General features: G+C 39.7%; 29 protein-coding genes. 3 read left to right on the forward strand and 26 right to left on the reverse strand.

The window, feature by feature from the left end:
* Positions 1-492: 492 nt before the first annotated feature.
* The 9 genes from FJU10_RS17455 to FJU10_RS17495 all read right to left on the reverse strand — a co-directional run bounded on the left by FJU10_RS17455 (position 493) and on the right by FJU10_RS17495 (position 4,691).
* Positions 493-822 carry a hypothetical protein gene (locus FJU10_RS17455; RefSeq protein ID WP_140966536.1) on the reverse strand — a complete coding sequence of 110 codons (330 nt, stop codon included), beginning with the start codon at positions 820-822 and terminating at the stop codon, positions 493-495.
* A gap of 179 nt (positions 823-1,001) precedes the next feature.
* Entirely contained in the window at positions 1,002-1,406 is a 405-nt protein-coding gene (locus FJU10_RS17460) for a DUF6075 family protein (RefSeq protein ID WP_223273126.1), read from the reverse strand.
* Positions 1,407-1,448: 42 nt separating this feature from the next.
* Positions 1,449-1,805, reverse strand: a complete 357-nt coding sequence (locus FJU10_RS17465) for a hypothetical protein (RefSeq protein ID WP_140966537.1) — start codon at positions 1,803-1,805, stop codon at positions 1,449-1,451.
* Positions 1,762-2,007 carry a hypothetical protein gene (locus tag FJU10_RS19530; protein WP_140966538.1) on the reverse strand — a complete coding sequence of 82 codons (246 nt, stop codon included), beginning with the start codon at positions 2,005-2,007 and terminating at the stop codon, positions 1,762-1,764. The genes FJU10_RS17465 and FJU10_RS19530 overlap by 44 nt, the downstream gene beginning before the upstream one ends.
* 27 nt (positions 2,008-2,034) lie before the next feature.
* Positions 2,035-2,697 (reverse strand): DUF2786 domain-containing protein, encoded by a 663-nt coding sequence (locus FJU10_RS17475; RefSeq protein WP_140966539.1) that lies wholly within the window; start codon positions 2,695-2,697, stop codon positions 2,035-2,037.
* Positions 2,698-2,795: 98 nt separating this feature from the next.
* Positions 2,796-2,975, reverse strand: coding sequence for a hypothetical protein (locus FJU10_RS17480; protein WP_010748127.1), 180 nt, complete (start codon positions 2,973-2,975; stop codon positions 2,796-2,798).
* Positions 2,976-3,067: 92 nt separating this feature from the next.
* Positions 3,068-3,265, reverse strand: a complete 198-nt coding sequence (locus FJU10_RS19535; protein ID WP_223273127.1) for a hypothetical protein — start codon at positions 3,263-3,265, stop codon at positions 3,068-3,070.
* Positions 3,266-3,441: 176 nt separating this feature from the next.
* Positions 3,442-3,645, reverse strand: a complete 204-nt coding sequence (locus FJU10_RS17490) for a hypothetical protein (protein ID WP_140966540.1) — start codon at positions 3,643-3,645, stop codon at positions 3,442-3,444.
* Between the two features lie 293 nt (positions 3,646-3,938).
* Positions 3,939-4,691, reverse strand: coding sequence for a DNA-methyltransferase (locus FJU10_RS17495; RefSeq protein WP_140966541.1), 753 nt, complete (start codon positions 4,689-4,691; stop codon positions 3,939-3,941).
* 422 nt (positions 4,692-5,113) lie between these two features.
* On the opposite strand from FJU10_RS17495, the gene FJU10_RS19730 reads away from it, so the two are divergent.
* Together FJU10_RS19730 and FJU10_RS19540 are read left to right on the forward strand one after the other, a co-directional pair.
* Positions 5,114-5,608: a UPF0236 family transposase-like protein gene (locus FJU10_RS19730; protein ID WP_140966542.1), complete on the forward strand. Its 495-nt coding sequence runs from the start codon at positions 5,114-5,116 to the stop codon at positions 5,606-5,608.
* Positions 5,595-6,497, forward strand: coding sequence for an ISLre2 family transposase (locus FJU10_RS19540; protein ID WP_140966543.1), 903 nt, complete (start codon positions 5,595-5,597; stop codon positions 6,495-6,497). The genes FJU10_RS19730 and FJU10_RS19540 overlap by 14 nt, the downstream gene beginning before the upstream one ends.
* A gap of 76 nt (positions 6,498-6,573) precedes the next feature.
* Here the strand turns inward: FJU10_RS19540 and FJU10_RS17510 are convergent, their stop codons facing one another.
* The 6 genes from FJU10_RS17510 to ssb form a co-directional block, all read right to left on the reverse strand.
* Positions 6,574-7,032: a GNAT family N-acetyltransferase gene (locus tag FJU10_RS17510; protein ID WP_140966544.1), complete on the reverse strand. Its 459-nt coding sequence runs from the start codon at positions 7,030-7,032 to the stop codon at positions 6,574-6,576.
* A gap of 553 nt (positions 7,033-7,585) precedes the next feature.
* Complete coding sequence (locus FJU10_RS17515; RefSeq protein ID WP_140966545.1) at positions 7,586-8,800, reverse strand: IS110 family transposase; 1,215 nt, start codon at positions 8,798-8,800, stop codon at positions 7,586-7,588.
* A gap of 217 nt (positions 8,801-9,017) precedes the next feature.
* Positions 9,018-9,176, reverse strand: coding sequence for a putative holin-like toxin (locus FJU10_RS17520; RefSeq protein WP_223273128.1), 159 nt, complete (start codon positions 9,174-9,176; stop codon positions 9,018-9,020).
* A gap of 208 nt (positions 9,177-9,384) precedes the next feature.
* On the reverse strand, positions 9,385-9,561 hold the full coding sequence (locus FJU10_RS19545; RefSeq protein ID WP_223273129.1) for a hypothetical protein: 177 nt from the start codon (positions 9,559-9,561) through the stop codon (positions 9,385-9,387).
* On the reverse strand, positions 9,558-9,800 hold the full coding sequence (locus FJU10_RS19550) for a hypothetical protein (RefSeq protein ID WP_223273130.1): 243 nt from the start codon (positions 9,798-9,800) through the stop codon (positions 9,558-9,560). Before FJU10_RS19550 ends, FJU10_RS19545 begins: the two co-directional genes overlap by 4 nt.
* Before the next feature lie 190 nt (positions 9,801-9,990).
* The gene (ssb, locus tag FJU10_RS17530; protein WP_140966547.1) at positions 9,991-10,467 is read right to left on the reverse strand and encodes a single-stranded DNA-binding protein; all 477 of its coding nucleotides are present in this window, start codon (positions 10,465-10,467) and stop codon (positions 9,991-9,993) included.
* Positions 10,468-11,125: 658 nt separating this feature from the next.
* Here ssb and pepG1 point away from each other — a divergent pair.
* Complete coding sequence (gene pepG1 / locus FJU10_RS17540) at positions 11,126-11,269, forward strand: type I toxin-antitoxin system toxin PepG1 (protein WP_074934757.1); 144 nt, start codon at positions 11,126-11,128, stop codon at positions 11,267-11,269.
* Between the two features lie 368 nt (positions 11,270-11,637).
* On the opposite strand, the gene FJU10_RS17545 is transcribed toward pepG1, so the two are convergent.
* The 11 genes from FJU10_RS17545 to FJU10_RS17595 form a co-directional block, all read right to left on the reverse strand.
* Complete coding sequence (locus FJU10_RS17545; RefSeq protein WP_223273131.1) at positions 11,638-12,351, reverse strand: hypothetical protein; 714 nt, start codon at positions 12,349-12,351, stop codon at positions 11,638-11,640.
* A 792-nt stretch (positions 12,352-13,143) separates the two neighbouring features.
* Entirely contained in the window at positions 13,144-15,318 is a 2,175-nt protein-coding gene (locus tag FJU10_RS17550; protein ID WP_140966550.1) for a TraM recognition domain-containing protein, read from the reverse strand.
* Between the two features lie 2 nt (positions 15,319-15,320).
* The gene (locus FJU10_RS17555; RefSeq protein ID WP_140966551.1) at positions 15,321-17,666 is read right to left on the reverse strand and encodes a hypothetical protein; all 2,346 of its coding nucleotides are present in this window, start codon (positions 17,664-17,666) and stop codon (positions 15,321-15,323) included.
* 13 nt (positions 17,667-17,679) lie between these two features.
* Positions 17,680-20,172 (reverse strand): ATP-binding protein, encoded by a 2,493-nt coding sequence (locus FJU10_RS17560; RefSeq protein WP_140966552.1) that lies wholly within the window; start codon positions 20,170-20,172, stop codon positions 17,680-17,682.
* Positions 20,157-20,582: a TcpE family conjugal transfer membrane protein gene (locus tag FJU10_RS17565; RefSeq protein ID WP_140966553.1), complete on the reverse strand. Its 426-nt coding sequence runs from the start codon at positions 20,580-20,582 to the stop codon at positions 20,157-20,159. The genes FJU10_RS17560 and FJU10_RS17565 overlap by 16 nt, the downstream gene beginning before the upstream one ends.
* Positions 20,583-20,592: 10 nt before the next feature.
* A complete protein-coding gene (locus tag FJU10_RS17570) occupies positions 20,593-20,856 on the reverse strand; it encodes a hypothetical protein (protein ID WP_016620957.1) in 264 nt (87 codons plus the stop codon).
* A 29-nt stretch (positions 20,857-20,885) separates the two neighbouring features.
* On the reverse strand, positions 20,886-21,905 hold the full coding sequence (locus tag FJU10_RS17575; RefSeq protein ID WP_140966554.1) for a conjugal transfer protein: 1,020 nt from the start codon (positions 21,903-21,905) through the stop codon (positions 20,886-20,888).
* Positions 21,898-22,212, reverse strand: a complete 315-nt coding sequence (locus tag FJU10_RS17580; protein WP_140966555.1) for a hypothetical protein — start codon at positions 22,210-22,212, stop codon at positions 21,898-21,900. The genes FJU10_RS17575 and FJU10_RS17580 overlap by 8 nt, the downstream gene beginning before the upstream one ends.
* Positions 22,213-22,226: 14 nt before the next feature.
* Positions 22,227-22,862, reverse strand: coding sequence for a hypothetical protein (locus FJU10_RS17585; RefSeq protein WP_140966556.1), 636 nt, complete (start codon positions 22,860-22,862; stop codon positions 22,227-22,229).
* 17 nt (positions 22,863-22,879) lie between these two features.
* On the reverse strand, positions 22,880-23,878 hold the full coding sequence (locus FJU10_RS17590) for a peptidoglycan DD-metalloendopeptidase family protein (protein ID WP_140966557.1): 999 nt from the start codon (positions 23,876-23,878) through the stop codon (positions 22,880-22,882).
* Entirely contained in the window at positions 23,875-25,560 is a 1,686-nt protein-coding gene (locus tag FJU10_RS17595; protein WP_140966558.1) for an FIVAR domain-containing protein, read from the reverse strand. The genes FJU10_RS17590 and FJU10_RS17595 overlap by 4 nt, the downstream gene beginning before the upstream one ends.
* Between the last annotated feature and the right edge of the window lie 13 nt (positions 25,561-25,573).

Here is a 25,573-nt window from a genome sequence, read left to right on the forward strand (position 1 = left end):
TAACTTTGTTTAGATACACGTTTAATAAAAACGAAAGCAAGAAACTAAATACGAGAATAGATAGACTATTCAATATATACCTAGATACTATTTTTTAGAAGTATCTCCCACAAGTATACGGCAAATTATCTCTGTTTTTTCCGATTTACAAATTGATAGTGAAACACTATCATCAAAAATGTAAAAAAAATGTTTATTAATAATTGATAGTCGGTAATATTCTTAAAAAAAGATTGTAATATAAACGAATTTTCTATATTCATATATTTTAAGTGTATAAGGATTGAACTTGAAGTAAAGATTACTAAATAAATAATAAAAGCTTCAAAAGCTTCACCTACTCTGTATAAAGAATATCTCATATTCTACTCCTAATAAATATTTAAATACACAATCGGGCCAATAGATGAAATCTATTCGGCCCGAAATATTTTTATAATTATTGAATTAACTTTTCAATTGAATTTTTACAGAGTCAAGTTAAGTTTTCTCTTATCTTTTTGCGCCACGTGACCAACTAAAATGCGTCGTATACTTATCTCCCCATGCTAAATCATCCCAAACTGACCCCGTAACTTTTGAAGAATACGCTGTCTTACTCATCAAAGTTTTATTATCTCTTGTATATTTAAATGAAGTCGACTTATATTTTGATGATCCATAATTCCACGCAGCGCCATCATATTTTATTTGATAAGATTCTTTAGTGGATGCCCCACTAGTGCTACTTCCAAATGTGGTCGCAAAAGCTGTGACAGTACCTAAACCAAGTATACCAATTACCAACAGTGACCTAACGAATTTCTTAATGCTCTTCTTCATAATAAAAAATTCCTCCTTGATCATTTTTTATTTAGACACACACTAGATAAATAAATATATAGTCTATAAATTATACTATCACTAACGATATAATTGTCAACTTATAGACTAAATAATTTTTTAAAAACATAAATAAAGTTTCGCCTTTTTTAACATAATTTTACGAGTTTTTATTTTAACTAAATTTTCTTATCACTTTTAATAAAACTATAGTCTAATATCAATCGCATTCTTGGCCAGCTGATAACCAGTCTCATCAACACCAGAAAAACTTCTAATGGCGAAATATTATACCTCTTGCCGTTTTCGAATTCATAGAAATCTTGATTGGTAAACAAGTTATAGGCTAAAGCAACCAGTCGTTGCTCCCCACCGGATAAAGTGCCATCAAACCATAGGTCGCTATTGATTTCTTTTTGGACAAAATTAACCATCGAGCCACGTTGGTTAAATAATCTTTCATCACCAGTGAAGATAAAAACCAAGATACGCCAATAAGGATCTCGAAGATCTGTAAAGCCCAATTCTTCCATCATGCAATTAAACCTGGCAATGTGTTCCTTGTTTAGAAATAATTCCTCCATTATTGTTCCTCCTCTAATCGGTTTTGACCGTTCCTTCAGTGATTATTCGAACGTCACTTTTGCAATCTCAAAATCAAAATACGTTCCAGATACCCAGTCTACATGACCACTATCTGTAAAAGTTTTGCGGATCACATACTCTTCATCTTTTAACGCATGTATGGAATCAAGGATTGCCTTTGCTTCGTTCTCCTTAAAAATACCTAACTCTTCTTTTCTTTGTGTAAATTGCAAATTTTCAACCATCGCAGCGTTACTCAAAAAGCCCATCAATTCCTTAGAAAAATGGTTGAAAACGATCACTGTCCAAACCTTTTCTCTTCTATCTTCAATAGAAGATAGTTTACCGCCTACATCATTCTTCATCTGGTTTGACCAGGATAAAGTGAACTCTTCCATCGACCTTCTGATACTCTCGTTGACACTCTTTACATAAATAATGACCATTAGGATAAAGAACGTCCCCTTTTCTGACACGAACTTGTTTTGCTAACTCACCACAATCACATTTGATCCAGCTAGGCGGCCAGTATAAGCGCCGATTGTAGGGCGTTATTGGTACTTTCCATTGCCCACCGTAACATTGTCTTTCTTCAGCCATCTTTATAAGTCCCCTTTCAACATACGATTAAGCACCTAATCGATCCTTATCCTTAAAACGGACACCTTCTGCATAACCGGAGTAAAATGCTTCCCGATCCCTCACGGTGTGAGAGGTATCTTTCCCAGGTACCAGTCCAATTTTTTCGACTTCAGCCTGAACCACTTCAGGTACTTGCAAAGCCAATTCATAGCCGTTTGTCAGCACTTGTTTTCGAAATGTTTGCGACAAACCTTTCAAGTATCCTTCCAAATAGTCTTGTTTTAACTGCCATTTCCGTTTGTATTTCCGTCTGATCTCAGGCATCTGAAGAAACTGCCTTGCACAGTAGCTGGCACTACCACGGGCGTATTCAAATGTGATCTGTGCGACTTGAACATCTGATTCGATCCCAACAAAGTGAAGTTCAATCGGTTTTCCGGACTGATAATAGTAACGGACACGAAAATTTTTAGCAATGATCCTCGCTAAACGGTAAAGCCATTTTTGTGGCCGGCCTTCATAAATCACCGTATTGATCACTGCTTCTGACTTTTGTTCTTGCTTATAATGAAAAACGTCTGATTCATCGATATTATGCTGAAGCATCAACTCTTGAGCTTTTGCTAAAGCTGACATCGATTCCTCGTCATTGGCATCATTTGCAAGTGCTAATAATTTTACGATTTTCTTTTTGGCTTTTTCATCCATTGGATCTCACCTTTTGTCTGATTTTGGTTTACCACGTATTGGATAACGGTTTCACTGATAAGTGATAGCACTTCAATGAAATAGAAAATAAAGTGCGGTCACTTTCTGAGCGCAGGAATCTCAAATCCCGCTTTTTCTTGCTCAAGCAACATATCTAAAGCGATACACATTAATTTTGATTCACTTTTCTTGTACTTGGTGTTCAAGTGCTTCAGTCCCTGCTTTCTCTTTTCATTAAGCGTTACAGGAAGACGTGTATTTCCTTTTGCAATGGCCATAACTCGCTCTCCTTCATTGAAACGATCGTAGATTTGATAAAAGACGCAGCGAGCGTAAATCACACTCGCCGCAGCTTTGAACGGACTCTTTTCTACTGATTGTTTTTCATGACTTCCTTTGCTTCTTCTGTAAGAGGAAAGACTTTTGCAACAGCCATGCCACAAGGAATTGCCACTACAGATTCCTCACAAATGACACCAGCTTCTATCAGTACCTCTTCAATACCCGTATTTTCAGACCACCCTTTGATTGCGACGAAATCTTGTTTGATTCCGATACTCGTGTTCACCGTGGCCGTGGCAACTAGCTCTTCTTCAGACTGACATCATCATTTCTTAGTCAGTTGAATCGCTACATTGTTATTATCTTCATAGTGATCAAATATCACAGTACATTTTTTCTTATTTAAAACGGCATTCATTATTTTTCCTCCTAGAGATAAGGAGTTTCATTATCAAGCTCTGATTATTCAATGGCTTCTTCTTTTAATTGATCCGCAAGTTTTGTAAGCTTGGCAGCATTATCAAATCGCATTCTTTCAATAGAAGACCTTTTATGAGCAAGATCTGCAACAGTTGTTGCGGCAACTCCTGATTTTTTTTGAATTTCATACAATGATTTTCCACTTTCAAAAAGCAACCATTCTATCTTATCTTTATCTGCGTACATCTTTTTTCCTCCTGAAAGGAGTATGACAATTAAAACTTGCCACTACTCACAATTATGGTATATTTTGAGTAGTAGCATTCTCTGCACGGTTTTGTTACTTGCACTTGTTCTGACCCACTCAGAATAAGTGCTTTTTTATTTTGCAGTAGTGATCCCTCCCTTTTTTTATCCGTATACCGGATCTTCAGATAGTTATAGATCCTTTCTAAAAATTAAATACATCGGTATACCGTTCCATTTGTTATACCACGGTATACCGATAACGACAATTTATTATCGTCTTTTTTTTGATTTTATTCGAAAAGATTCAGCTGGGACACATTTTTTTGAATCCGATCGATTGCTTTCGTGTAGTACTCGGCATTTGTTTCAAAACCGATAAAGTGACGTTCTGTATTTAGGCAAGCAACCGCCGTCGTGCCACTTCCCATGCAGTTATCTAATATGAGATCTCCTTTCTTAGTGTATGTTTTAAGCAGGTATTCCAATAGACTCACTGGTTTTTGAGTTGGATGGAAAGTGTGCATTGATTCTTTATCAAAACGCAAAATATTGTTCGGATAACCTGTGTATTCCTGAACATACGCTTTTTCTGCCAAGGATTCTGACTGATAAATCGAGCCTTCCGTGGTATTTCTCACTCTTATCTTAGGTTGTTGGATCCATTGCAGTCCTTGAGGATAATAGATCGCAGATCCTTGGGAAAACACAGAGATCGTTTCCACTGATCTCATCGGCTGTTTTTTCGCAAATGCAAAGCCGGTCGCCGTATTTTTCACCCAATACCAATCATACTTGTAATCCTTGAAGTTACTCATTTGCAGTTGAGTAGAAAAAGGTTCTGCACCTAATAAAACGATCGCACCTTCAGGTTTTATGACTCGCAAATACTGCGCCCACAAGCGATCCCACGGCAAGATACTATCCCACGCACAAGCTGTCGTTCCATACGGTAAATCACAGATTATCGCATCGATCGAATCATCTGGTATTCTATTCATTCCTTCTAAACAATCTTCAAAATAAATCGTATCTTTTTGAATCATTTGGTTCATCCTGAACGATTCAGGCCTAAATCTTTTATTCAAGTCTTGATACGTTTATTCTACTGATTGATTTGTTGGGTCATTATCCGTCTTTATAATCAAAAAAGTTGATTTTAGCCAATTTGAAAGTGTTTTGCTATGAAATAAATGACTGATACAGTAACCGAATTCCCAGCTTGATGGATGGTTAAATTTCGGAACAATGGTGGTACTTAGACCTTTTTTAAGAGATAAAAGCGATCTTTTTTGCCCTCCACGTTCCAGCCACCTCCACCACTTAGGAGGGCAAAAAATAGACGTGCAAGGCACGTCTGTAGCGGTTAGCGTAAAATAATTGTTGGAAAACAAAAAAAGAGATTTCTCCCGATGTGTTAGAATGAAGGTGCTTGAAACCTTAAAACATCATCAAGGAGGAATCTCTTATGAACATTGTACAACAAGCTGCTGAAAAAATCAGTCAAGAAATGGTAAAACAATTTATTGGTATACAAAATCATGAAATGAGTTTTACTGATCTTGTTGAAAATATTCAAACGTGCGTCAATGAGATCGGTACCTCCATGGTTGAAACGTTGATTGCCGAAGCTGACGCTACCTCACGTCAGTCCCCTGTTAGAAAGCGTGAATGGTATATTCAGCGCAGAGAAGACACAAAAATCTGTGCCACGATGCTTGGACCAATAGAACTTAGACGTACGTATTACAAACACAAAAAAGATGTCCATTTCTCTTATCTACTAGACGAGTATTTAGACATACTCCCGTATGAGCGGGTAGATTTAGGATTAAAAACCAAAATTCTAGAAACCGCTTCCGATCGATCATACCAACAAACGGTCACTCAATTTCAACATACAGGAATCACAAGCAAAGAAACCATAAAAAACATGATTCATCGTGTAGATATGGAAATTTAATCGTTCCTACCAGAAAAAAAGTAAGACACCAGCGGTGCTCTATATTGAAGCTGACGAAGATCATGTTGCTTATCAGGATGGGGTGAACCGTTTTATGAAATTAGTTTATGTTCATGAAGGTTATGAGAAGGCTCCTGGGAGATCGACACGGAAAAAGCTAAAAAATTGTCACTATTTCAGTGGTCTCTACCAAGATAGCCAACGTCTTTGGGAAGAGGTATACAGCTACTTAGATGATTCATATAACTTGAAATCAGTAGAAAAAATCTATTTTTCTGGAGATGGAGCGAAATGGATCAAGGAAGGTATGAGATATCTTCCGAAAACAATTTTTGTTTTAGACCGATTTCATGTAATAAAATATGTGAAAAAAGCTTGTATTGGCATGCTTTCATGTACAGCCATCCTACTTGATTGGATCGATCAAAATCAGAAAAAATATGTAAAAGCCTTCTTTAAGAGTCGCTTAGAGGATGGTACGCTTTCAGAGAATCAAAGAAAGAACATTCTCAATGCTCAAAGCTATTTACTAGGAAATTGGGCAGCTATTCAAAAGCAACACAATGAGGATTATATTGGTTGTAGCGATGATAGTCATGTAAGCCATGTTTTATCCTCTCGCTTAAGTTCCCGCCCTTTGGGCTGGAGTAAAACTGGCGCGAACAATATAGCAAAGTTACGCGTATTTCTAAAAAACCAAGGAAAGTTATTGATCTATTTAGAGAATGAAAATAAAAAATTTCAAAAAGAAACCCGAATTAAGCGTTTGGATAGACGTGTGATTGGACAAAAAAAAGAATTCAATCAACAGTTTCTTGCCAAATTCCCTTTGTTGGAAAATGGATTAATTACTGGAGCACGTAATCGAATAGTCAGTGTTATGCAGTAAAGAACCTGTGTTGGATCAATTTTTATGGTAAGATTAAGTTGATGAATAAGCTGCCTGTTCTTTATAATTGACATTACTACTGGAGGCTCAAAGTGAATATCCTTTGCATTCCTTTAGGTCCGGCAAATGTTCTTTTTGTATCTTTAAAGTCCACATTTTCGTATAAATGAATGGCTAATTTATTTTTTACATTTACACCTAAATAGATACCATTTACTGATGGAAACGTTCTTTTAGCGAACGCTGGTAACTTCTTTAATGCGGAAGTGGCAAATCCTTTTTTCGTTTGGAAAGAATCAGTTGAAAATGCCCTAAGTAACAAACTATCTGTATCGTTTGTGTAGTTAAACTTGTCTTTCCCGCTATCTAAAATAAAAAAACAGACTAATTGATCTTTCTCAAAACAAAGTACAGGAAAAAAAGTTTCTGGTGAATCTTTGAGAATTTCTTTGGGCAGTGCGGTATATGACAGATCGTTTAAATGGTAATTCTCAATATTCGTTTGAAATGATTGATTGTATGGGATTAGCTTCATAATAGGATTCCTCTTCATTAATTAATTTTTCGTAGGTAGAAAGTACTTTACCTATATTAAAAATATAGCACAATTGTAAATTCTAAAAAGCTATGGCGACTCATTGAACCAATCAACAGTTTCTTGCCTAATTTCCTTTGTTGGAAAATAGATTAATTACTGGAACAAGTAAACGAATAGCCAGTGCTATGCAGTAAAAAACCTTAATAAATCAACACTCAATAATAAAATTTAATTTTGGAGAAATCTACTTTCCAACAAATTCTTGACACTATCTCTGTAGAGCAAAAGGTTGATATTTCGCTGAAATATTGCTATAATTACTATGTAAAGAGGAGTTGCGCTAACAACTCCCCTACAGCACCGTTTAAGACGGTGGCAGTACTATTATTTAAACGAAAATAACCGTGACCTGCTAAAGTAGACGGTTATTTCTTACGATTAGTCAATAGTTAAAAGAAACTTTTTCCTTAGGTGGAACTAGTTTCTTTTTTATTTACTTTCTCATAAAAAAGAGCATAACAAATAACCTCTCACCCTTATATTAAAAATTTTAATGCGTTATGGCCTTCTCATAGTCATACAGGACATCTTGTTTAACTAAGTAAAATATCGTTCTTAGCAACTTATTTATAGCAGCAATTATAGCAACTTTGTGACATTTGTTCATTGGATCAGCCTTTAATTTATAGTAATATTCCTTAATGTGATTCTTCTCTGTCGATTTATTTCGAATCATATTCAAAATAACTAAGTAAAGAATCTTTCTAAGTTTTTTATTTCCACGTTTATTTATTTTATCCCGCATTTGAAATTTTCCGGATTGATACCTTCTTACGTCAATACCTACAAATGCATTGATTTGTTTTGAGTTATCAAACCGTCGAATATCACCTAATTCGGCAACTATTCTTACTGCAGAGTTAACGCCAATTCCAGGAAAACTTAGTAGAATAGCATATTCTGGAAGTCCCTTGGTGAGAGTATACATTAAGTCTGTAATCTCATCTTTTTGGGTCATTAGTTCTTGATATCTACGAGCGTAATGTTGCACTTGAAGAATTACAGGATGGAGCTCGTCTACCGCAGGATAACTATTTTGAGCTGCTTCAATCAAAAGCTTAGCTTTATTTTGAGCACGTGAGGAAGAAATATTTTTCTGTGTATGTTTTATTATCTTATTTTTTATAATAGTTTTAGAATCCTTAAGGATTAACTGAGGATGTGGGTAGATTTGAACAATATTTAAGAATAAATGACTCTTTGTTGTAAATAATTGTTCTAGTTCAGGAAAAGTGGCTTGAATACAGCTGTGAAGTCGCCCTCTTAAGATAGAAAGTTCTTCATCTATTTCGGAGTAGTATCGTGATAATTGTTTGAGTTCATCATACCTTTTGTCTGATGACTTATAGAAGTTCGTTTTATTTACCATATAAGATTTAGCAAGACTATGCGCGTCAGCTTTATCATTTTTATTTCTTCGCAGTGTCTTTGCTTGGAAACTTGCCTCTAAAGGATTAAATTTGGAATACCGGTAACCCTCGGTTAGAAAGAATCGTTCTAAGGGTTTTGAATACACACCAGTAGCTTCAAATACTATATCTAGTGAATCAAACTCATTATAGAAATGTACATCAAACAACCTTTTTAATTGCATGAAAGATTCTTTTGAGTGGGAAATCCATTTTTGAAGTATACACGCTTGTTCATCATATAAAACCATATAACTTTTCCCCATACCAACATCAAACGCTGCAGTGTAATTCATAAATATACCTCCAAATAAAATTTTTGAAGAACTTTACCTAGCTCTAGCGATTCCACTTTCTTATACACGATCTTATAGATCCAACATATTAAAACTGATTCAATTAGAGATAGTAAAGATACCCTGTTTTTTGTACGGACTTATTGTTCTAATAACCGTTCGGATTATTCTTCACCTTAACTATAAAAAAATTAGTTATGTAAGCCAATGCCTTAGCTTACATAACTAATCTTAATATGTTTTTGTCATTTTTCACTGCTCTTAGGATGCCAAAGATGATCGTTGCGATTAAAGAACCGAAACTAATCATTAGCCCTAATGCTTCAGCTACAGACAAAAGGCTTCTCCTTTCTAAAGAGTGAACACTTACTTTCATAAGCATCACCACCTTCCAAAAGATAGCCACCGTCACAAACTTTACTGTACTCCTATTATACCATAACCCATGCTAAAAACCTTGATAAATCTAGGTTTTCAGCGCTTTTTTATCGACATTATTTAAGCCGATAAGCTTGTTCCTTCAGTCGCTCCAGCCACCACCACCGCTCCTTCAGAAACCGTGTTGTTGACACAACCCGAAGTGATCAATAGAAAAAATACCAGCATTCGGCAGAGATCTCTTGTTCTTTTAAAGCTAAAATAGACAAAGCATTCGCAAACTGCAGTAAGCTGGATTGAGAATCATCGACGATCACATTTTTCTGATAATGGATCCGATCGCTCACATGATTGATTGATAATCCGTAGACAAAACGCATCAAAAAATCTTTCGTCTCCTATCGGTGATCTCTGGTTTATATGGATGGCTAATGGCCGTCAGCCCCAAAGAAAACAAGTGGTGAAAATAAAGAAACTCTTGTTTGAACTGCTGATTTTCTTGAACAAAGCTAGAGTGTTTGATTTCTGGTATATCTTTGTCTAAGAGCGAATACGTTGAATGGATCGGCGGCATTCTCGTCAATCCCATCCTTTCTCTTGAAACAAGATAACTAGAGAGCATCGATCCGATCTCTCCTTTGGTTTTCTCGCAATCGATCACCTCTTTTTCAGGCAATTCAAATTGGTGAACATCAAATAATCGAACATTATTCCTCTTTTCATGATAGATGATACAAACAGTTGTCGTTTGAACCTGAATTTTATATCAAAAAAGACCTGGGGTTTCCAGATCTTTTTTTCGTCTTTGCTTCTCAAAATGGCAAATCATCATCTGGTAAATCAATGGCCGTACTACTTTGTGCAAATGGATCCGTTTCTTGTTTTGGCAGCGGCGACGGTGTCGGTTTGCTTTTTTCAGCTGTTTCGTTGGATTCATTCGCACGCTGCTCAGACACATCTTTTGATTCCATTAATTGAAACGTCTCTGCCACGACTTCTGTGACGTACACTCGCTGTCCTTGAGGGTTTCTTGTCTGAATACGTCCAGTCACGCCGAGAAACGTCCCTTTCTTTGCGTAATTGACAAGGGTTTCGGCTGGTTTACGCCAAATGACACAATTTATGAAGTCAGCTTCTCTTTGACCGCTTTGATTGGTAAAATTTCGATTCACGGCCAAAGTGAACGTGGCCACTGCAGCACCGTTCGGTGTAAATTTTAATTCTGGATCTCTCGTTAATCTTCCTACTAATACGAATATCGATAGGTAGTCTACTAAGTGTTCGCCCATGCAAATTGTCTTTTCAGCTTTCCCCCGATCCGCACCGTGCGTGAGACTTTCACCTCACACGGCGTTCCCTCTTAATAATGATTTTCTGATTCTTTCTCAAACTAATTTATTTTCAGTCTTTTTGTTATGGCAGGTTGTTCCTGTTTCTTTTTAGTGAATTTCAGTATTTCCAACGGCAAGTCGGAGTTTGTTTACTTTGGCGATTTGCTCTTTGTCCAGCCGAAGCCGCAATAGATATTCCGCTATCGTTTCCAATTTAGTCGCATGAATGAGCTTGTGTACATTAGACAGGATGAGAACAAGGTTCTTGTAACTGTCGTCATGAGTTTCAGACCAGAGGGATTTATGATGGCAATGCCACTCATTTTCCACTAATAACCGTCCTGTTATCGCACATTTTCCCTTTTAGGCAACATAGAGCGCGAGCCGATTGTCATTAAGTTCAATCGTTCCTCGTTCGCCGCCAATAGGATTATTTCTGAGATAAGTCAGCTCAATTTTCATAATGTACTTGAGCTGGTTGTGAATTAGCTTTCGTCCTTCTGGGGTGTACTTGTTAATCTTTACTTGCTTCATCATAGGCTTTTTGTTCCTAACAATAGTAGTTGACAGTAAAGTTTAATGACGGTGGCTATCCATTGAAAGTGAGGTGGTGCGTATGAGCGTACTTCCAATATCTTATGAAAGGAGACGCCTTTTGTCTGCATACGAAACAATTCAGACCATCCTTGGCTTTGGTATGTTTACCATTGCTTTGATCAGTCTGGTTGTCAAGTTGCTTAAAAACGACAAAAAGAAATAGCCGTCACTTTAGCCGAGGACTAGCTATTTCTTTTTGATATAGTATACTCGCCACCGTTCTTTAATCGGTGCTGTCATAGGGGAGTTGTTGACGCAACTCCTCTTTACATACTTATTATACCATCAAACCGCTGAAAAAACTACATAAACGCCGAAACTGGAAAGCTTGTCTTTCCTTTTTTTGTTGCCCCGTAAGCGGTGGAGGCGGTCGGAGTGTCGGGGCAACAAAAAAAATTATCCTAATGCAACTGATCCTCAAAAATTACCACGATCGTATCCATCGAGCATACTGTTGTATCTCATGACAAAGAAAATATTTAGATAAAATAATAGTCGTTGCGTTCAAAGATGGTCTCCATTCTTTAGATTTTATCTTTCATTGATAAAGTCGTTTTCATCTAACATTCGTTCCAAGACTGAAGTAAATTCATTACTGGATACTATATGCAGTCGATCAAACGCTGTAGGATCTATCTTTAATTTTTCGTCTTGTTGCTTCAATATAAAGTATTCTTTGAATGTGTCCAGGGAATTATAAATTATGTTGCTGGGTGTCACATAGATTAATTGAGCATTTTTTTTCTGAGTAAGAACGCGAAGGTATTTCGGAAAGATTGCCCTGGTATATCGATTTTGAGATTTGAGCGTCAGCTCAATTTCAAAATGCCAGTCACTAACTTCAGCCAATTTGTTTTCAAATCGTAAAATATAATCTGAAACATGAAAGAGCGTTCCTTTTTTTGCTTTGGACATATCTTTCTTCTCGTACATCTGCCTACGCTCTGACTGAGCCAGCAAAAATGTTGGCCTTGTTTTTGCCATGCGAATGGATTCGATTAAATAATTAGAGACCTCTATATGGTGTTTCAAATTATATTCTGGGACTTTTGGAAAAGAGTAAATGCCTCCAATAGAATTGTGTCCTTTTTTTGTCAGGAAGAAATAACGCAAATTAGATTCTTCTTGAATCTGTATAAAATCAATTAACTCGTGATTCAACAATGATGATACCCTGTTATATACTGAACTAAGTTGATATGAATACTCAAGATTTATTAATTTCATCATTTGGTCTGCTGTCATGATTCTTAGTTCATGTAACATGTTTAGAATCAGCCATTCTGTATTTTCCGTTCTGAATTCATTGTGTTTACTGTAAAGGAGTTCTCGAATTTTAATCAGTACCTTTCATATCTATTTTGGAGTAATAAACAAACTAAAACCAATCCGCGAATGTCTAGCGAGTTAAAGCGACAGCCCCTTCAAGGTTTGGTGAAGGGGCGCGGGCGCAAGGGGTTGTTGTTGCCTCGAACCAATGTTTTTTAAGCTATCTAGTAAAAGTGTAGGCTATCTTTTTCTGGGTTATGGTTCGGACTACACTAAGATACAATCAAAACTAAGGCATCATTATCTCATTTAGGTTTATGGTTCTGTGCCAGCCCCTTCAAGACTTGGTGAAGGGGCGTTGGCGCAAGGGGTAGTTGTAAGTTCCCTCTTTCAATGATTGAAAGAGGGCGGAGGGTGATAGTTAGAGACCCCCATGAATGGGGGTAGGGGGTTGATCCCTTTAATCTTTTACATCTTCCACTTATCTACTCTTCTTACTTTGATCTATCATGATTTGTTTTGCTTAGTGGGTGCCTTGCCGCTGTTGTCACTGGTTTATTTTTCCGGTTCCTGACCATTTACGGTAAAACTGGGGATTTTTCCCACGTTGTCCGTAAATGGTCAGGAATTTTGCTTTAGCAAAAAGGAAGAATAAACCTTGGTGTGACAACGTTCAGCGGCAAGGCGCCCACGGTCTTCGATTCCAAGGCTATTCCAACCCTATTCCAAAGCTATTCCAAGGCTATTCCAAAAAAACATGATTAAATTTCATCGATTAGCTGGATTTGTAACGTACACACGCACGGCTTGTTCACGTACGCTTTTAGATTTTCGGTAGACCACAAACTCGCCTTGACGTAAATCTTTGAACTCGTCTGGATGGACTGAAAAGTTACGAACGTTACGAACGGTTCCTCTTGAAGCTACCCAATCAGTCTTCTCAACATCACTATATCCATGCTCTTGTTCCACCATTGAGGTCTTCTCGACGTCGCTATAGGTTCCAATTAAAGACGTCCATTGATCGACTTCTTTTCCTGAATTGACTTGCCCGATGAAGTACGTGTTACAGTTACCAACCATCTGTTCTGTCAGTATTGGATCGCTTCGATCAATGTCTGCTAACATCTGTGGGCTGAAAATTGTATGAAGTCCGGCTCCCCTTCCTTTGTTTACCGTATCTAAAAATGAATCGTTCATGTAGACAGACGGTTCATCACAAACAAGTAAGAAAGGTTTAAATTCACTGTAGATATAATTCTCAGAAGCTAAATAATTCACTTCGGAAACAAAAAATTGAGCGAGCGTTTTAATGTAATCTTTGTATACCAACCCGTTCAATGTCAGAAACATGACCTCATTATTTTGGCTGTCTTTCAATAAATCAAGCTCTTCAACACCTTCTTCAGATGTATCAAACAGGTATCCTAGCTCGCTATCGATCAACATATTGATGTTTGTCTGCAGGGCTTCTGACGTGGCATAAAGGTAAAATGGATTGTCTTTATGTTCGTAGCGCATGAACAATTTTTTGAACATATCCTTTTCTTTTTGGGGAAGAAGATAGCGAAAGCGCCGGATCAAATAGTACAGATCTTCTAATGGCAAGTGGTCTGGATTGATCTCAATCAACGTTTCACCGACGGGATCACTACTGATTTCATCTTCAATATCCAACTCTTCCAAACGATTTTTCTTTCGCTGGTCATCGGTTTCCTCGCTGTCTTCCGTCTCTTTTTTCTTTGAAGTGGATTTCTTTTTCTTCTCTTCTTTTTCTTCGACTGCCATGAATAGTAAGTCTTTTTTCTCGTCTAGCTGCGTAGCCAAAAACTTCATTAACACATTTCTTGGTAGGAAATACTCGGACACTTGTTGAAGCGTACGATCGATTCCAAACAAGTCTAAGAATTGAATCGTTGCTTGAATCAGTGATTTCGCTGCACCAGAATAGAAGACACTTTCCGTTTCGGCAAGTGTGATCAATCGGTCCCGAACCATAACACTGTTCCCGTGTTTGATAGGATTGTACCGGACGTTTTCCGTATCACTAAAAACTTTGACTGATTTTCCGTACTTATTAGCGATTCCCTCAATCGATTCTAAGGTGTCTTTGGCTCCTTTTCCATCGATGTACAAGATCGGAATATTGTGTTCGATCGCATAGTCGATAAAAATCATATTTAAGGTGGTTTTCCCACTCCCTGTTGTTCCGGTAAAGGTCGCGTGTTGATTCAACTCAGAAAATGACATGGTATAAGGATGACCGAATTCCTCAACACCAACGAACAAAGGCGGTTCTTTGGTCGTGGTTTCACCCATGCCTCTTCGTTCTCGTGCCTGAGTTCTTTCTTGCTTTTGTTCTTCTTTAAATCGTTCATTTTCTTCTTTCACGATGTCAAACTTGTTCTCTTTTCGTTTCTTGTAGTCTTTACTTTTTCGAATCATTGATAGTTCTTCTTCTTTGGACTTTACTTTCCGTTTGCTGACGAATCCAACGACAAGCGCAAAAAACGCACATTGTGTGACGGATCCAATCAGCAACGCAAACAAGCTGCCAACGGTAAATGGCAGCTTGTTTGGTAAGAAATTAAGCGGAAAGAAGTTGTAACAGCTGAGGTAAATAATTGGTGTCCAAAGAAACGCTAGAAGAAAATTGACGAGTAATCCACCAAAATAAACGACGGCCGATAGCACAAGGTATCGTTCAAATAAGGGGATATAGTCACGTTTCCCTAAAGCGCCATTCTTTTCTTTTTGACTGATCCAGTACAAAAAGAAAAAAGGAATGAGCCCGACAATCGTGAAAGGATAGAAGACCAACAACAGCCCAGAAACGATTAGGCTGATCTGACTTAACTTTCCTTGTGGCTCTTTTGCGCCGCCTCCTGAAGGGGACTTATCTGAAAAGGCGGCGTCAAATGCTCCTTGATTCCATATACTCATAGTTACTTTCTCCTCACTGGTTGACGGACGGTTTGATTGTCTTTCTTAAGGTATTTGTCTGCTCCGGCATGTTTTTGTTCATTACTCGTTGCTTGTTTCTTTGTGGATTTCCCGCGTTCTTTTTTCGGTGCCTTCGCTGGATTTCGAACCGTTTGTCCTTTTGTATGCGTTGAATTTGACCCTTGATTCGACGAAAGTTCTCCTGTGGTACGATCTACTTGACGAGCATTAGTTTCGACACTCTTTGTCTTTGCGCCAACATCTGAAGTACTTTGCGTCGTTTCACTACGTTCTTGACGTTGTTGAACAGGTGTCTGCTTTCCTGTCTTAGCGACTTTGGATCCAACGGCAGCTTCCTTAGAAGAGGATCGTTCTGATTGTTTCTCTCTGCCCTGCGCTTCCCCAGAACCAGTTGACTGTTCCTTACGCTTTGTCCGCTTCTCCGATTCTTCTTGTCCCTGACGTGGTTTATTCAAGTCTTGAGACGACGCTTCTTCAGGAGTAGGCGTAGATTGTTGAGGGGAATCTGCGGCTTGCTGTCTATTTTGGCGTCGATCACTGACCAGTCCAGATTGACCATTTGTCTTATTCAATTCATTGTCATCTGATTCTGGTTGTTCTGAAGCCTTTGGATCAACTTCTTTACGAGCGGTGCGTTGGGCGCGCAAGTCCTGCTTGTCTTTGTCCGTTGGTTTATTCAAATCTTGGCCATTCGCATCTTTTTCTTTGTCCGTAGATTCAGCTTTTTTATTCGCTTCTGCGGCTTTGTTTCGTTCGGCCCTAAGGGCATTTTCAGGTTTATTTTTCTTGTTTACCTCGTTCAACCCATGATTGGAAGCACCATTCTTTTCAGCTGCAGCTTGTTTCTTCTTATACCGCTCTTTGGCATCTTCTCGTTGCTGTTGACGTGCAGCCTTTTGCGCTGCTTGTTCAGCTTTCGCTTGCCTATTTGCTTGAATCGGGTGTCGTAAAGCTGTTCCCATACGACTTAATTTGCTTGCGTAGGGTCCAGGTGTGAAGATAATGCCCAAGAATCGTCGAAAGGTCCAAAGAAATGGCGGTGCTAAGATCCAAGCAATAAACGTAATGACACGGTCTAGCGGATCCGTTGTTTGGGTATTCATTACACTATAAGCCAATGTCACATAGCTCATAAAAATCACCATCAGTAGGCTGATCCCACCTTTGATAAACATGATCGTCCCAAGCCCTTTGAAGTAACTCCCTAAGACATCTTTTCCTTGAATCACCATGGCAAATATCAATGCGATCGGGAAAAAGACGGGAATCGCAACCAATAAGAACTGAAAGGCAATTCGTACGATTCCTAGTAATCCATAAATGAAAAACTGAAGTCCGTTCGTGATCACATACAAAAACGCAAGTCCGGTCCATCGAAAGGCGTTTGTATAGATCGGATTCGTATTTCCTAGTTCGTCCACCTCATAGTCTGTCACGTCTTCTACAAACGCTACCTGGGCTTCTGAAGCAGAATCATTGTCTAATAATGACCCAATACGATCGAAACTTTGACCGTTGTACTCAATGGCTTGTTCTCGTATCTCGGTTTCATCTGCAGTGCCGTATTGCATGTAAAGATATGGCACATACACATTGTTGTAAAAGACCTCTGCAGCCAATCGGTTCGCTAAATCATTGTCATCCTCTTCGCCATTTCCAGGAACAAAGTGTGTTTGTCCTTCCGGCTTGAAGTTGGGATTGACCCCTGCAAGAGCTTTTTCTAGCTGGTGATCGATTGATATTACGCCGTCAAAGAAAAACTCATTGCCTTTTGGATCCGTAAAAATCGCAAAGGAGATCATCGTCAGAATCGCTAGTCCAAAGATTTTAACGGCCTCAAAGAATTGTCCGGTCGTTGCGTATTTAATGACCATAAAAAGGGCAACCATAACCAAACCAAAGGTTGTGGCCACGTTGACCAGGGAGTTGGCTAAGTCTAAAGACAATTCCTGAAAGGGTTCTTTCACTTGCGTCGCTAGATCCAAGGAGAAAAGACCTTTGACCATTCGTGCGTTAAACCGCCCGATTGCTGAAGCAGCCGACCACACCCAATTTTTGATCATGGAATCTAAGTTTTGGCGAAATTCATTGATTTTATTCAGGCTTGAAAACTCCTTATTCATTAAAGAAAAGGAGTTTTCTTCATACCTATTGTAGATTTCATCTTTGTCTTCTGTCGGCTCTTTGTTCACTACTGGAAAGCCTTTTTCTTCGCTGACGGCTACATACATGACTTCTGTTTTCGCTTCTGCCTGAATCGGGTGTGACGCACTGAATCCGATGAACGAAAACAGTAAGACAAGAAACAGTAGACACTTTTTCTTCATAAGTTCCTCCTTTCTAGAATTCATCCTCTTGCTCAAGTGCTAAAGCTTTTTGTGTTCCTTCATCGGACGTATCGGTCGATTTGATTGCCTCAAGCCATTCTGCGAATAAGACATCGATCGCAATGGCTTGATTTCTGCCCTTATGATCCTGAAACAGACAGGTTCCTTGCTTCAAGGATTCGATCCGTTCTTTGTTGCTTTTGTTGACGGACATGCAAAAAAAGGAGAGAACTTGTTCTTGTTGATCCTTGGCTTTTGGTTTAAAGGCAAATTTATAGGAAATCAGATCATTCGCCGTTTCTTTGTCGAAATCGGCGAATGACTGCATGAGGATCGTCATATCCGTTCCATACGCCCGCCCTTTACGCAAGTTGTCTTCAGCCAAGTATTTTCCACGTGGCGTATCCATAAACCCTTTGGCTTCATCGATAATGACACTCGCATCCTCTTCCATATTCGTTGAGAAAATCGATACTAGGTGCATGATCACGTCCATAATCGCTTCACTAGCGATTTTATCAGGTCCCAAGTTCCCATATTCCTTTTCTTCTTTTGTTGGTAAGGATAGTCCTTGGATCCCTAAAACGGTGACTTGAGAATGAAACCCAATGGATTCACTATCATCATCTCCAATAATGACTTTCCCGATCCCTTTTTTGTAGCTGTTTAATACTGCCCCCAAATCTTTATCCTCTTGTCGGATCAGGTCAATGACGGCACTGAGGTGCCGGTGGTCTGCTTGTTGATCCACCGCTTCGACGGCATCAATAATGATTCGCTTCAAGCGAGCAGCTTTTGACGGGTCTTGATTCACTTCTCCTAGTTGAAACAAGACTTGTCTTGCTTCTAACATGCCTTGTTCCCCAGGTAATAACATCAATGGATCCAAGATGCCTCGGTATTGATCATCCGTTGATAAGGTAAGGAAATGGATACTATCACAAAGCGCCACAAACTCGGGATAATGACTATATTTGCGTTTGGCATCGTGAACATATTTCACCATTTCGTTCTTTGGCTCAATATAGAGGGTCTTTTGACCAAAGAATAAAAGCCAAAGGAAAATATATTTGACCAGGGTGGATTTCCCTTCCCCTGAAGGTCCTGTAATGACGGTATTCCCGTTGGCATGGACACTTCCTTCAACATTTTTCTTCGTTAAATGAGGTGAAAAATAGACTAAGTTACTTGAGAACTGAATCGCTTCTTTGACATTTTTAAAATCCTTATGAGTGATAATTCGCCCAAGTGGAAGACCATATTTATTTCCGACTGTTCTGAAGAGATCAAAGCCTAAATCCATGAGGTAGCTTGTTGTAGCATGTTGTTCATAGTCAAAGAAGGTATAAGGCGCCCCTAGCTGACTTTGATAGAAATAGGTCAGTTGATCGACCAGTGGACGATAAAGCTTATAGTCCGTGCCTTTGAAGACGAGTTTTAAATGATCGATTCGTTCTTCAAGCTCTTCTAAGGAATCGGCACTGATCATAAACCAAAGAGAAAAACCGACTTTTCGTCGGTTTTCTCTTTTTAGATCATGATGAAGTTTCTTCAATCGTTCGTCCCCAATCAGAATCACTTCATCGTCGTCTAACTCGGCATTCGCCGTATCATGATCGTCCATTTGTTCTTTGATTCGCTTGAACATTTTCCGGACATGCTTCATATCTTTTTCCGTCGGGGTAAAGCGTGCTGGGGTGAAAATATCGATCGGAAAATAGCAGCTGCTCTTCACTTCATGAATAAAGCCACTGCCAAATAGCGAGCTTGGCATCCCCACAAGTGGAAGAAAGACGGTATAGTGGGTTTGATCCATCTGTTCAATGGTCAAATACCCTTTATGCATCGTCACGATCCCCTCGGTCAGTTCAGCGTCGCTGAACTCTTCTGGAATGACAGCTGTGTTGGGGTGATAGAGGTGGTATTGAATTTTTTTCAGCTCTGTTTCCTTTGCACGTCGGACACGTTTGGCATGTAAAAGATCCTGGTACAATGCTTCTTCTTTTTCAATATAAACCTTAGAACTTACTTGGGTTTGTGCCGGTTGACCGGTCACTACCTCACGAACCTTTTTGGCAAAATCATCTTTGAATAGTCGAATGAAGTCGATTGGATCTACTGGAATAGGCTTATTTGTCAACTTAACTAATAAGAGTGTTTTTGATCGAGAGATTTTCAATTCTTGATTCAAAATACTGAAGGCCTCGTCATAATAGTAATCGCCAATGCCCTTTAAGGGGCCACGGACCAATTCTGTTTTTGTTGTGTCGAACTGTTTCTTCAAAGGAAATCGCTCAGAGATATCAAGTACCCGGTATTCATATTCATCATGGGCAAACAGTTCTTGTCCATCATCGATATAAGGCTTAAAAAATTCTGGTTCATTCAATGGAAAGTATGTCTTATCGATCACATAGGCTACCCAAACATGACCGTCCTTCATAAAGATAAAGTTGCGAAACCAGCTGTCTTGAGGGGTTTGTGCGTAGGCTACTTGGGTTTCCATTGATAGACACGTCCTTTTTTCCTTTTATCTACAAACTGAAATGGGGTTTCCATGAAGCCTACTTTATGACCATGTTCTGTTTGCGTATTTCCTCTTGCGGTTGCCTTAAATCGCCCCATCAGAAAAGAGGAGAAGCGTTTCTTATCCCATGACAAGCTAAACAGCACCCACAAACCAACGCTCAGGAAGAAAATGAGAACGATCCATGTTTGGCGAAAGAGATTACTTAAAAAAGTAATCCCAAACACCAAAGAGAGAAGCCAGGAGCCAAAAACAAGTCCTGCAATGACCCCGAAACCAATCAAAAATGAGACTTTGACCCCTTCAGAAAAAAAGCGACTCAGATTGATTGCACCGATGGCATAGACTTTATGAGGCTGTTTCCATTCTCTTGTGTAGTTATATTCCATTGGTTATCCCTCACAAGTAAAAACGAGATAGAAAAATGGCTGTGCTTGAAGCGGAAGGGTCAAAGAATTGGTCTTTGAACCAGTTTCCGATTTCCCATGCGTTATCAAGGACAATAATTAAAGCAATCAATACAAGCACACACATAATCGATGCGATTGCTCGTCCGATCCCTTGAGTCATAAACGCTGCAATGGCCATAAAGATTGCGACCACCACCAAGATAAAAACTAGCTGTGGGGCAAATTCGCTAAATAAATTACTAAAATCAAACATGTTTCATTCCTCCAAATAGGGTTTATTTTTTAAAAAGGGGTCACAGAATCGACAAAGTAAGAGCCTGCTTCCCCAGAAATCGTTAAACGAGCAGTTGAGGTAAAGAAATTGCCTTCAATAAATGATAATTGGAAGGACGTTTCAGCAATCAACTGCCCCTCTTTTTCGACTAAGTTTAATACTTGAATATTTCTGACTTGATCCGCTCCGACACCTGCGACGTCACTCACTAGCTTCAGATTCGGATCATTTTGAACGTAAAGGGTTAAAAAGTCTTCAATGAATGAAACCACACGTGCAGCTTCCCCTTCTTCAAGACTTTCTCCTTCCGTCAAGAATGGATCAATCGTTGCTTTTGCCGTGTTTCCTTCATGATTTTCAGAGAATGTCATGCTCAAGAAGCTTGGTGGCTGTAAGACTTTCACTTCGCCATTCTCAATATTGGTAAGCAAGGACACACGTACTTGATTTGTCTGTTCCCTCTCAACAAAGACAACGTCGTACGTCGTTTCAAAGGTGAAGCCTATCTCGTCTGCTTCTTTCTCCTTCTGCGTAATTGCTTGGATCGATTGGATTGATCGCGTATTTCCAACAGAAAACTGAATCAAGTCATTCATGGATAGACCTTGTGCCAGGTAAGGGGAAAGGACTTGTTCCAGATCACTGCGTGACGTTCCTTCTTCGATCGTAAAATAATGGGTCAAGAACTCCTCGCCAACGTGACGGCTCCAATCTCCTTCTTGCGTTGCTTCTAACGTTGATTCGGCTACTGCCTTTGCCTCTTGGACACCCGTAGCGGCAATATGAGCGAGCTGATTCATACGGCTATAAGAAAGAAAAGAAACGACGCACATGACCAAAAATGTGAAGTAAAAGAAGTAGGTGAGCCATTGTCTCACCGTTACTGGATGAAAGCGAAGGCTATTCGGTTCTTTTTTCTTCTTTTTCTTTTTTGATCGTTTTTCTTTTTTCGGCTTTTCTTTCTTTTTCTTTTGTCCCTGGGTGGATCCCTGCAACGCACTGGGATCAAAAAAATCTGTTTCACTCATTCACAATGCCGTACCTTTCTTTCAAATATTTCGGAATTGATTCTGCAATGACCACTTGATCGACGAGCAGTCCAGCACCGGATAAAAACTCTTTCACGAGTGGCCACTGTGACTTTGATAATCCGAATTTTTTGTTCAATGGCTCAAAGAATAACTTACTCCCGACACGAATTTTTCGATTCTGGATCTGCCAAAGAATATAGATAATGGTTTGTTCCTTTTTTTCATATTGATCAAAGTGTGGCGCGTATTGTTCTTTTTTCTCATTTCTTTGGTCATTCACATGGTTGGTTTCTTGGTTGTTCATTGAAAGTCTCCTTTTTAATTTGAATAGAATTGGCTATTGAACGGATCTTCTTCGTAGGTTAAGTCATAGACCAACCAGGTCTCTCCGGAACGTCGATAATGAATAGTGACAAGCAGGACTTGGTTGGTTTCTTTATGGGCGTGTTCCCCTGTTTCATGGTCGTGATTATGGTCCGAATCGTAGAGAACGTGGATCCTTGTTAGCACTTCTTGATTTTGTTCATCAATTTGGCGAAAGAAGCTCGTCTCTTCGATAATTTTGCACGCAAGGTCTTGATAGACGGGCACGCCTTCGGTTATTCCTAATGCTGGATAACGATCCTCACTATAAGCAAAGGGCTTCATTTGTTCTTTTTGTGTATCTAACGAATCATAGATAAATGCCGCTTGTAGAAAAGCTACATGGACATCGGCGAATGATTCGTCACTTAACTCAGTTCTTGTTTGTCTCTGTTCACTTGTGGTTGTGCTTTTTGTAGTAGATTCTTGCGCCTCTTGCTCGACTTCCCGACTCCCTTGAATCGCTGTATCATTGCTCGATTGAAGGATTTCTTCACTATCACTAAGTGACAGACGAGAGAGAAAAAAGACACACAAAAGCAACAAGACACCACACATGACCACTAGGGCTATTTTTTTTGACGGTTGCATTTTTGTTTCCTTTCTTCTTACTTATTTCCGAAAAAGACTGGATAGGGATCCACCAGTCGGTCTTGGGCTAGGCTGTTGTCTAAACAAAGTTCCAAATGCAAATGTGGACCGGTACTATGTCCCGTATTCCCCATATACGCAATCAATTCCCCTTGCTTGACCTTTTGACCAACGGTTGCTACATTTCGTTGATTATGGGCATACAGTGTCGTTGCACCGCCTTCGTGGGTGATCGTCACATAATTTCCCCAGGAAAAATGATATTCCGAGCGAGTAACGATGCCATCTTTTGCGGCATAGATTGGTTCGCCTTCAGGAGCAGCTAAGTCGATTCCTCGATGAAACGCCCCCCATCTTGGGCCATAGTGAGAAGTGATCGTGAAATTCTTCATTGGCACCACAAAACCATCTGCACCAGTGATCAAATCCCCTTCTACGCTTTCGCCTTCACAGCCACCGGACAAGCCGCCTAATTCTTCAATGAATTTATGAATCGTTGGTACCCAATGGATATTTAGATTCGTTGGATCGTTACCAGCGCCCACAGGTGCATACGCAGAACCTAATTTTTCAATCGTATTCAAACCGCGTTCATTCCATAGATTGTTTAAGGTTTGTCCGGTCATTTCTAACCCATCTTCAAGCGAATCAAAGTGAATAATTTGGTTTCCACGCATCTGCCCTGAAGGGTTATTATGCTCCAGTAAGGCACGACTCGTTCCCCACGCGGTTTCATGTATAGAAATGGCGATCATTAAGACAGGATCAACGTTATGCTTAGCAGAGGCATGTTCAAAGGCTGCTCGTTTGCCTTTAAAGGCTCCGGCTCGCTCCAAGACCTCATCGATCTTATCTTTGTCATAATCGCCTGAGGGGGAACAAATACTGCCTCCTGAAGCAGTTTCTGATCGTAGCGTCTGTTGGTTTCCCCCACCGATAAGACCAATCAATAATAAAAGACCAAGCGCTCCTATAAGGAGACTTGGTCCGATTTGCCAGGCAATAAATTTTTTCATTCTGAATCCAGCTCCAAAGGCGCTTCATCAAAGAACGCTTCAAGGCTGACATCAATCAATTCTGGTTGTTCACTTTCTTCAGTGTCTGTGCTTTCTGGTAGATCAAGTTCGTTTGTACTAGGACTTGACCAGGCTTCGTTAGACCATTCGATAATAGTTACTTGTTCAACTTCACTTTCTGACACTGACTCAAGTTCGGTCAGGTCTGGTAATAGCGGTCCATCATTGTCCGTCTCAGGATCCGGAGCTGGTTCTTCTATTTCTGCTACGACTAATTGATCAATCGCTAATCTGAGATTCTCAGCAGCCTGATCCACATCACTTTGACTTGGCTCGTGTGCGTGTAATAGTCCTTCTGCTTGATTTAAGGCGTCCATTAAGACGTTCCAGCTATCTTGTGTGTAATTGCCGCTATCGAATGACCGTGCATGTGCGATAAGAGAAGCCAGTTGATCTGTGTTCGCTACTTCGATCAATTGGTCGATTGCTTGTTCTAAACGCTCATGCATGGATAGAATCGCTTCTTCAGAATCCGTTCCTTCGTTTACCAACGTTTTCGCGTCTTCTATTGTCGCTGTCAAACGAGCGAAACTGTCAGCTGTATAGTTCTGTGCTTCAAACGTTTCTGCCTGATCAATCAGTCTTTGTAAATCAAGCAAAGCAAGTTCCAATGACGACCGCTCTTCCAGCTGATCGATGGCTCTGACGAGTCGCCGATTCATCCGGTCAAGGGCTTCTTGCGTGTGTTCATCGGTTTGAAGCATTTGATTCGCTTCTAAGACACGTTCATCCAATCGAGCAAGACTCTCTTGTGTAAACCGTTCACGGTCAATCGTGCTGGCTTGTTGAACCGTTGCTTTTAATGTCGTCGAATCCCCTTTTATAACCAGCTGATCGATCGCTTGTTGCAAGCGACTGATCTGTAGGTCAACTTGAGCTTGCGTACTATTTCGATCTTCCAACATTCTTTCAGACACCAGACGTTCGTAAACAAACGTCGAGACACCAGAAGATAAATAATCATTCGTATTGATCGATTGCGTCTGGCTAACCAACGTCTCAAGGCGATCATAGTTTACATCAATCACCGGTGGATCTACAGGAGAGTTTACTGGCGGATTGACCGGCGGGTTCACTGGTGGTTCTGGTATAACTGGTTCTTCTGGATTGATCGGCGGTACTGGTTCTAAAGGATCATTTTCTTCAGGAAGAGGAGGAAGCGGCGTGATCGGCAATTCCGGCTCATCTGGTGTTACTGGTCGATTTGTATCAATTAATGACGGCCCTTCATTTCCAGGGTTATGAACAACGTTTTGATTCTGTTCACGATCATCGGCTTGTGCCAAGGCGTCTAATATAGGGCTTCGGTCAATGGTTTCACGGTTTGTCTGGTTACCAAAAACTTGTTGGAAAACCGAATCGGTACCGTCATTGCCAAAGACCCGATCAAAGAGTGAGGACCGATCGTTTTCTTGAGTGACCCTATCTAAGGGTGATCGATCGTTCTCTTGCTCATCTAAGCGTTCAAGTGGCTTTCTCGTGTCTTGTTCTGGCTGCGGTTGTGTTGACTGGTCATTTTGAGAAAATGCTGGATACATAAAACCTGTAATAGCTGTAATGCAAATCAAACTTAGTCCGATTTTTTGCCATTTGGTCATCTTTTTAGACGTTTCTTTTGTCATACGTCGTTCCCTT

The organism is Enterococcus sp. OL5 (assembly GCF_006491895.1).
In the GTDB taxonomy this organism is placed as follows: domain Bacteria; phylum Bacillota; class Bacilli; order Lactobacillales; family Enterococcaceae; genus Enterococcus_D; species Enterococcus_D innesii.

Bases quoted from the DNA above. Each gene is read 5' to 3' on its own strand.
- FJU10_RS17590 (WP_140966557.1), bottom strand. From the start codon at position 23,878: ATGAAAAAATTTATTGCCTGGCAAATCGGACCAAGTCTCCTTATAGGA.
- FJU10_RS19730 (WP_140966542.1), top strand. From the start codon at position 5,114: ATGAACATTGTACAACAAGCTGCTGAAAAAATCAGTCAAGAAATGGTA.
- FJU10_RS17460 (WP_223273126.1), bottom strand. From the start codon at position 1,406: ATGGAGGAATTATTTCTAAACAAGGAACACATTGCCAGGTTTAATTGC.
- FJU10_RS17550 (WP_140966550.1), bottom strand. From the start codon at position 15,318: ATGAGTATATGGAATCAAGGAGCATTTGACGCCGCCTTTTCAGATAAG.
- FJU10_RS17490 (WP_140966540.1), bottom strand. From the start codon at position 3,645: ATGTACGCAGATAAAGATAAGATAGAATGGTTGCTTTTTGAAAGTGGA.
- FJU10_RS17585 (WP_140966556.1), bottom strand. From the start codon at position 22,862: ATGCAACCGTCAAAAAAAATAGCCCTAGTGGTCATGTGTGGTGTCTTG.
- FJU10_RS17465 (WP_140966537.1), bottom strand. From the start codon at position 1,805: ATGGAAGAGTTCACTTTATCCTGGTCAAACCAGATGAAGAATGATGTA.
- FJU10_RS17545 (WP_223273131.1), bottom strand. From the start codon at position 12,351: ATGACAGCAGACCAAATGATGAAATTAATAAATCTTGAGTATTCATAT.
- pepG1 (WP_074934757.1), top strand. From the start codon at position 11,126: ATGAGCGTACTTCCAATATCTTATGAAAGGAGACGCCTTTTGTCTGCA.
- FJU10_RS17575 (WP_140966554.1), bottom strand. From the start codon at position 21,905: ATGAGTGAAACAGATTTTTTTGATCCCAGTGCGTTGCAGGGATCCACC.
- FJU10_RS17455 (WP_140966536.1), bottom strand. From the start codon at position 822: ATGAAGAAGAGCATTAAGAAATTCGTTAGGTCACTGTTGGTAATTGGT.
- FJU10_RS17475 (WP_140966539.1), bottom strand. From the start codon at position 2,697: ATGGATGAAAAAGCCAAAAAGAAAATCGTAAAATTATTAGCACTTGCA.
- FJU10_RS17560 (WP_140966552.1), bottom strand. From the start codon at position 20,172: ATGGAAACCCAAGTAGCCTACGCACAAACCCCTCAAGACAGCTGGTTT.
- FJU10_RS17570 (WP_016620957.1), bottom strand. From the start codon at position 20,856: ATGTTTGATTTTAGTAATTTATTTAGCGAATTTGCCCCACAGCTAGTT.
- FJU10_RS17495 (WP_140966541.1), bottom strand. From the start codon at position 4,691: ATGATTCAAAAAGATACGATTTATTTTGAAGATTGTTTAGAAGGAATG.
- FJU10_RS17595 (WP_140966558.1), bottom strand. From the start codon at position 25,560: ATGACAAAAGAAACGTCTAAAAAGATGACCAAATGGCAAAAAATCGGA.
- ssb (WP_140966547.1), bottom strand. From the start codon at position 10,467: ATGGGCGAACACTTAGTAGACTACCTATCGATATTCGTATTAGTAGGA.
- FJU10_RS17555 (WP_140966551.1), bottom strand. From the start codon at position 17,666: ATGAAGAAAAAGTGTCTACTGTTTCTTGTCTTACTGTTTTCGTTCATC.
- FJU10_RS17510 (WP_140966544.1), bottom strand. From the start codon at position 7,032: ATGAAGCTAATCCCATACAATCAATCATTTCAAACGAATATTGAGAAT.
- FJU10_RS17520 (WP_223273128.1), bottom strand. From the start codon at position 9,176: ATGAAAGTAAGTGTTCACTCTTTAGAAAGGAGAAGCCTTTTGTCTGTA.
- FJU10_RS17515 (WP_140966545.1), bottom strand. From the start codon at position 8,800: ATGAATTACACTGCAGCGTTTGATGTTGGTATGGGGAAAAGTTATATG.
- FJU10_RS19550 (WP_223273130.1), bottom strand. From the start codon at position 9,800: ATGCTCTCTAGTTATCTTGTTTCAAGAGAAAGGATGGGATTGACGAGA.
- FJU10_RS17565 (WP_140966553.1), bottom strand. From the start codon at position 20,582: ATGGAATATAACTACACAAGAGAATGGAAACAGCCTCATAAAGTCTAT.
- FJU10_RS17580 (WP_140966555.1), bottom strand. From the start codon at position 22,212: ATGAACAACCAAGAAACCAACCATGTGAATGACCAAAGAAATGAGAAA.
- FJU10_RS19530 (WP_140966538.1), bottom strand. From the start codon at position 2,007: ATGGCTGAAGAAAGACAATGTTACGGTGGGCAATGGAAAGTACCAATA.
- FJU10_RS17480 (WP_010748127.1), bottom strand. From the start codon at position 2,975: ATGGCCATTGCAAAAGGAAATACACGTCTTCCTGTAACGCTTAATGAA.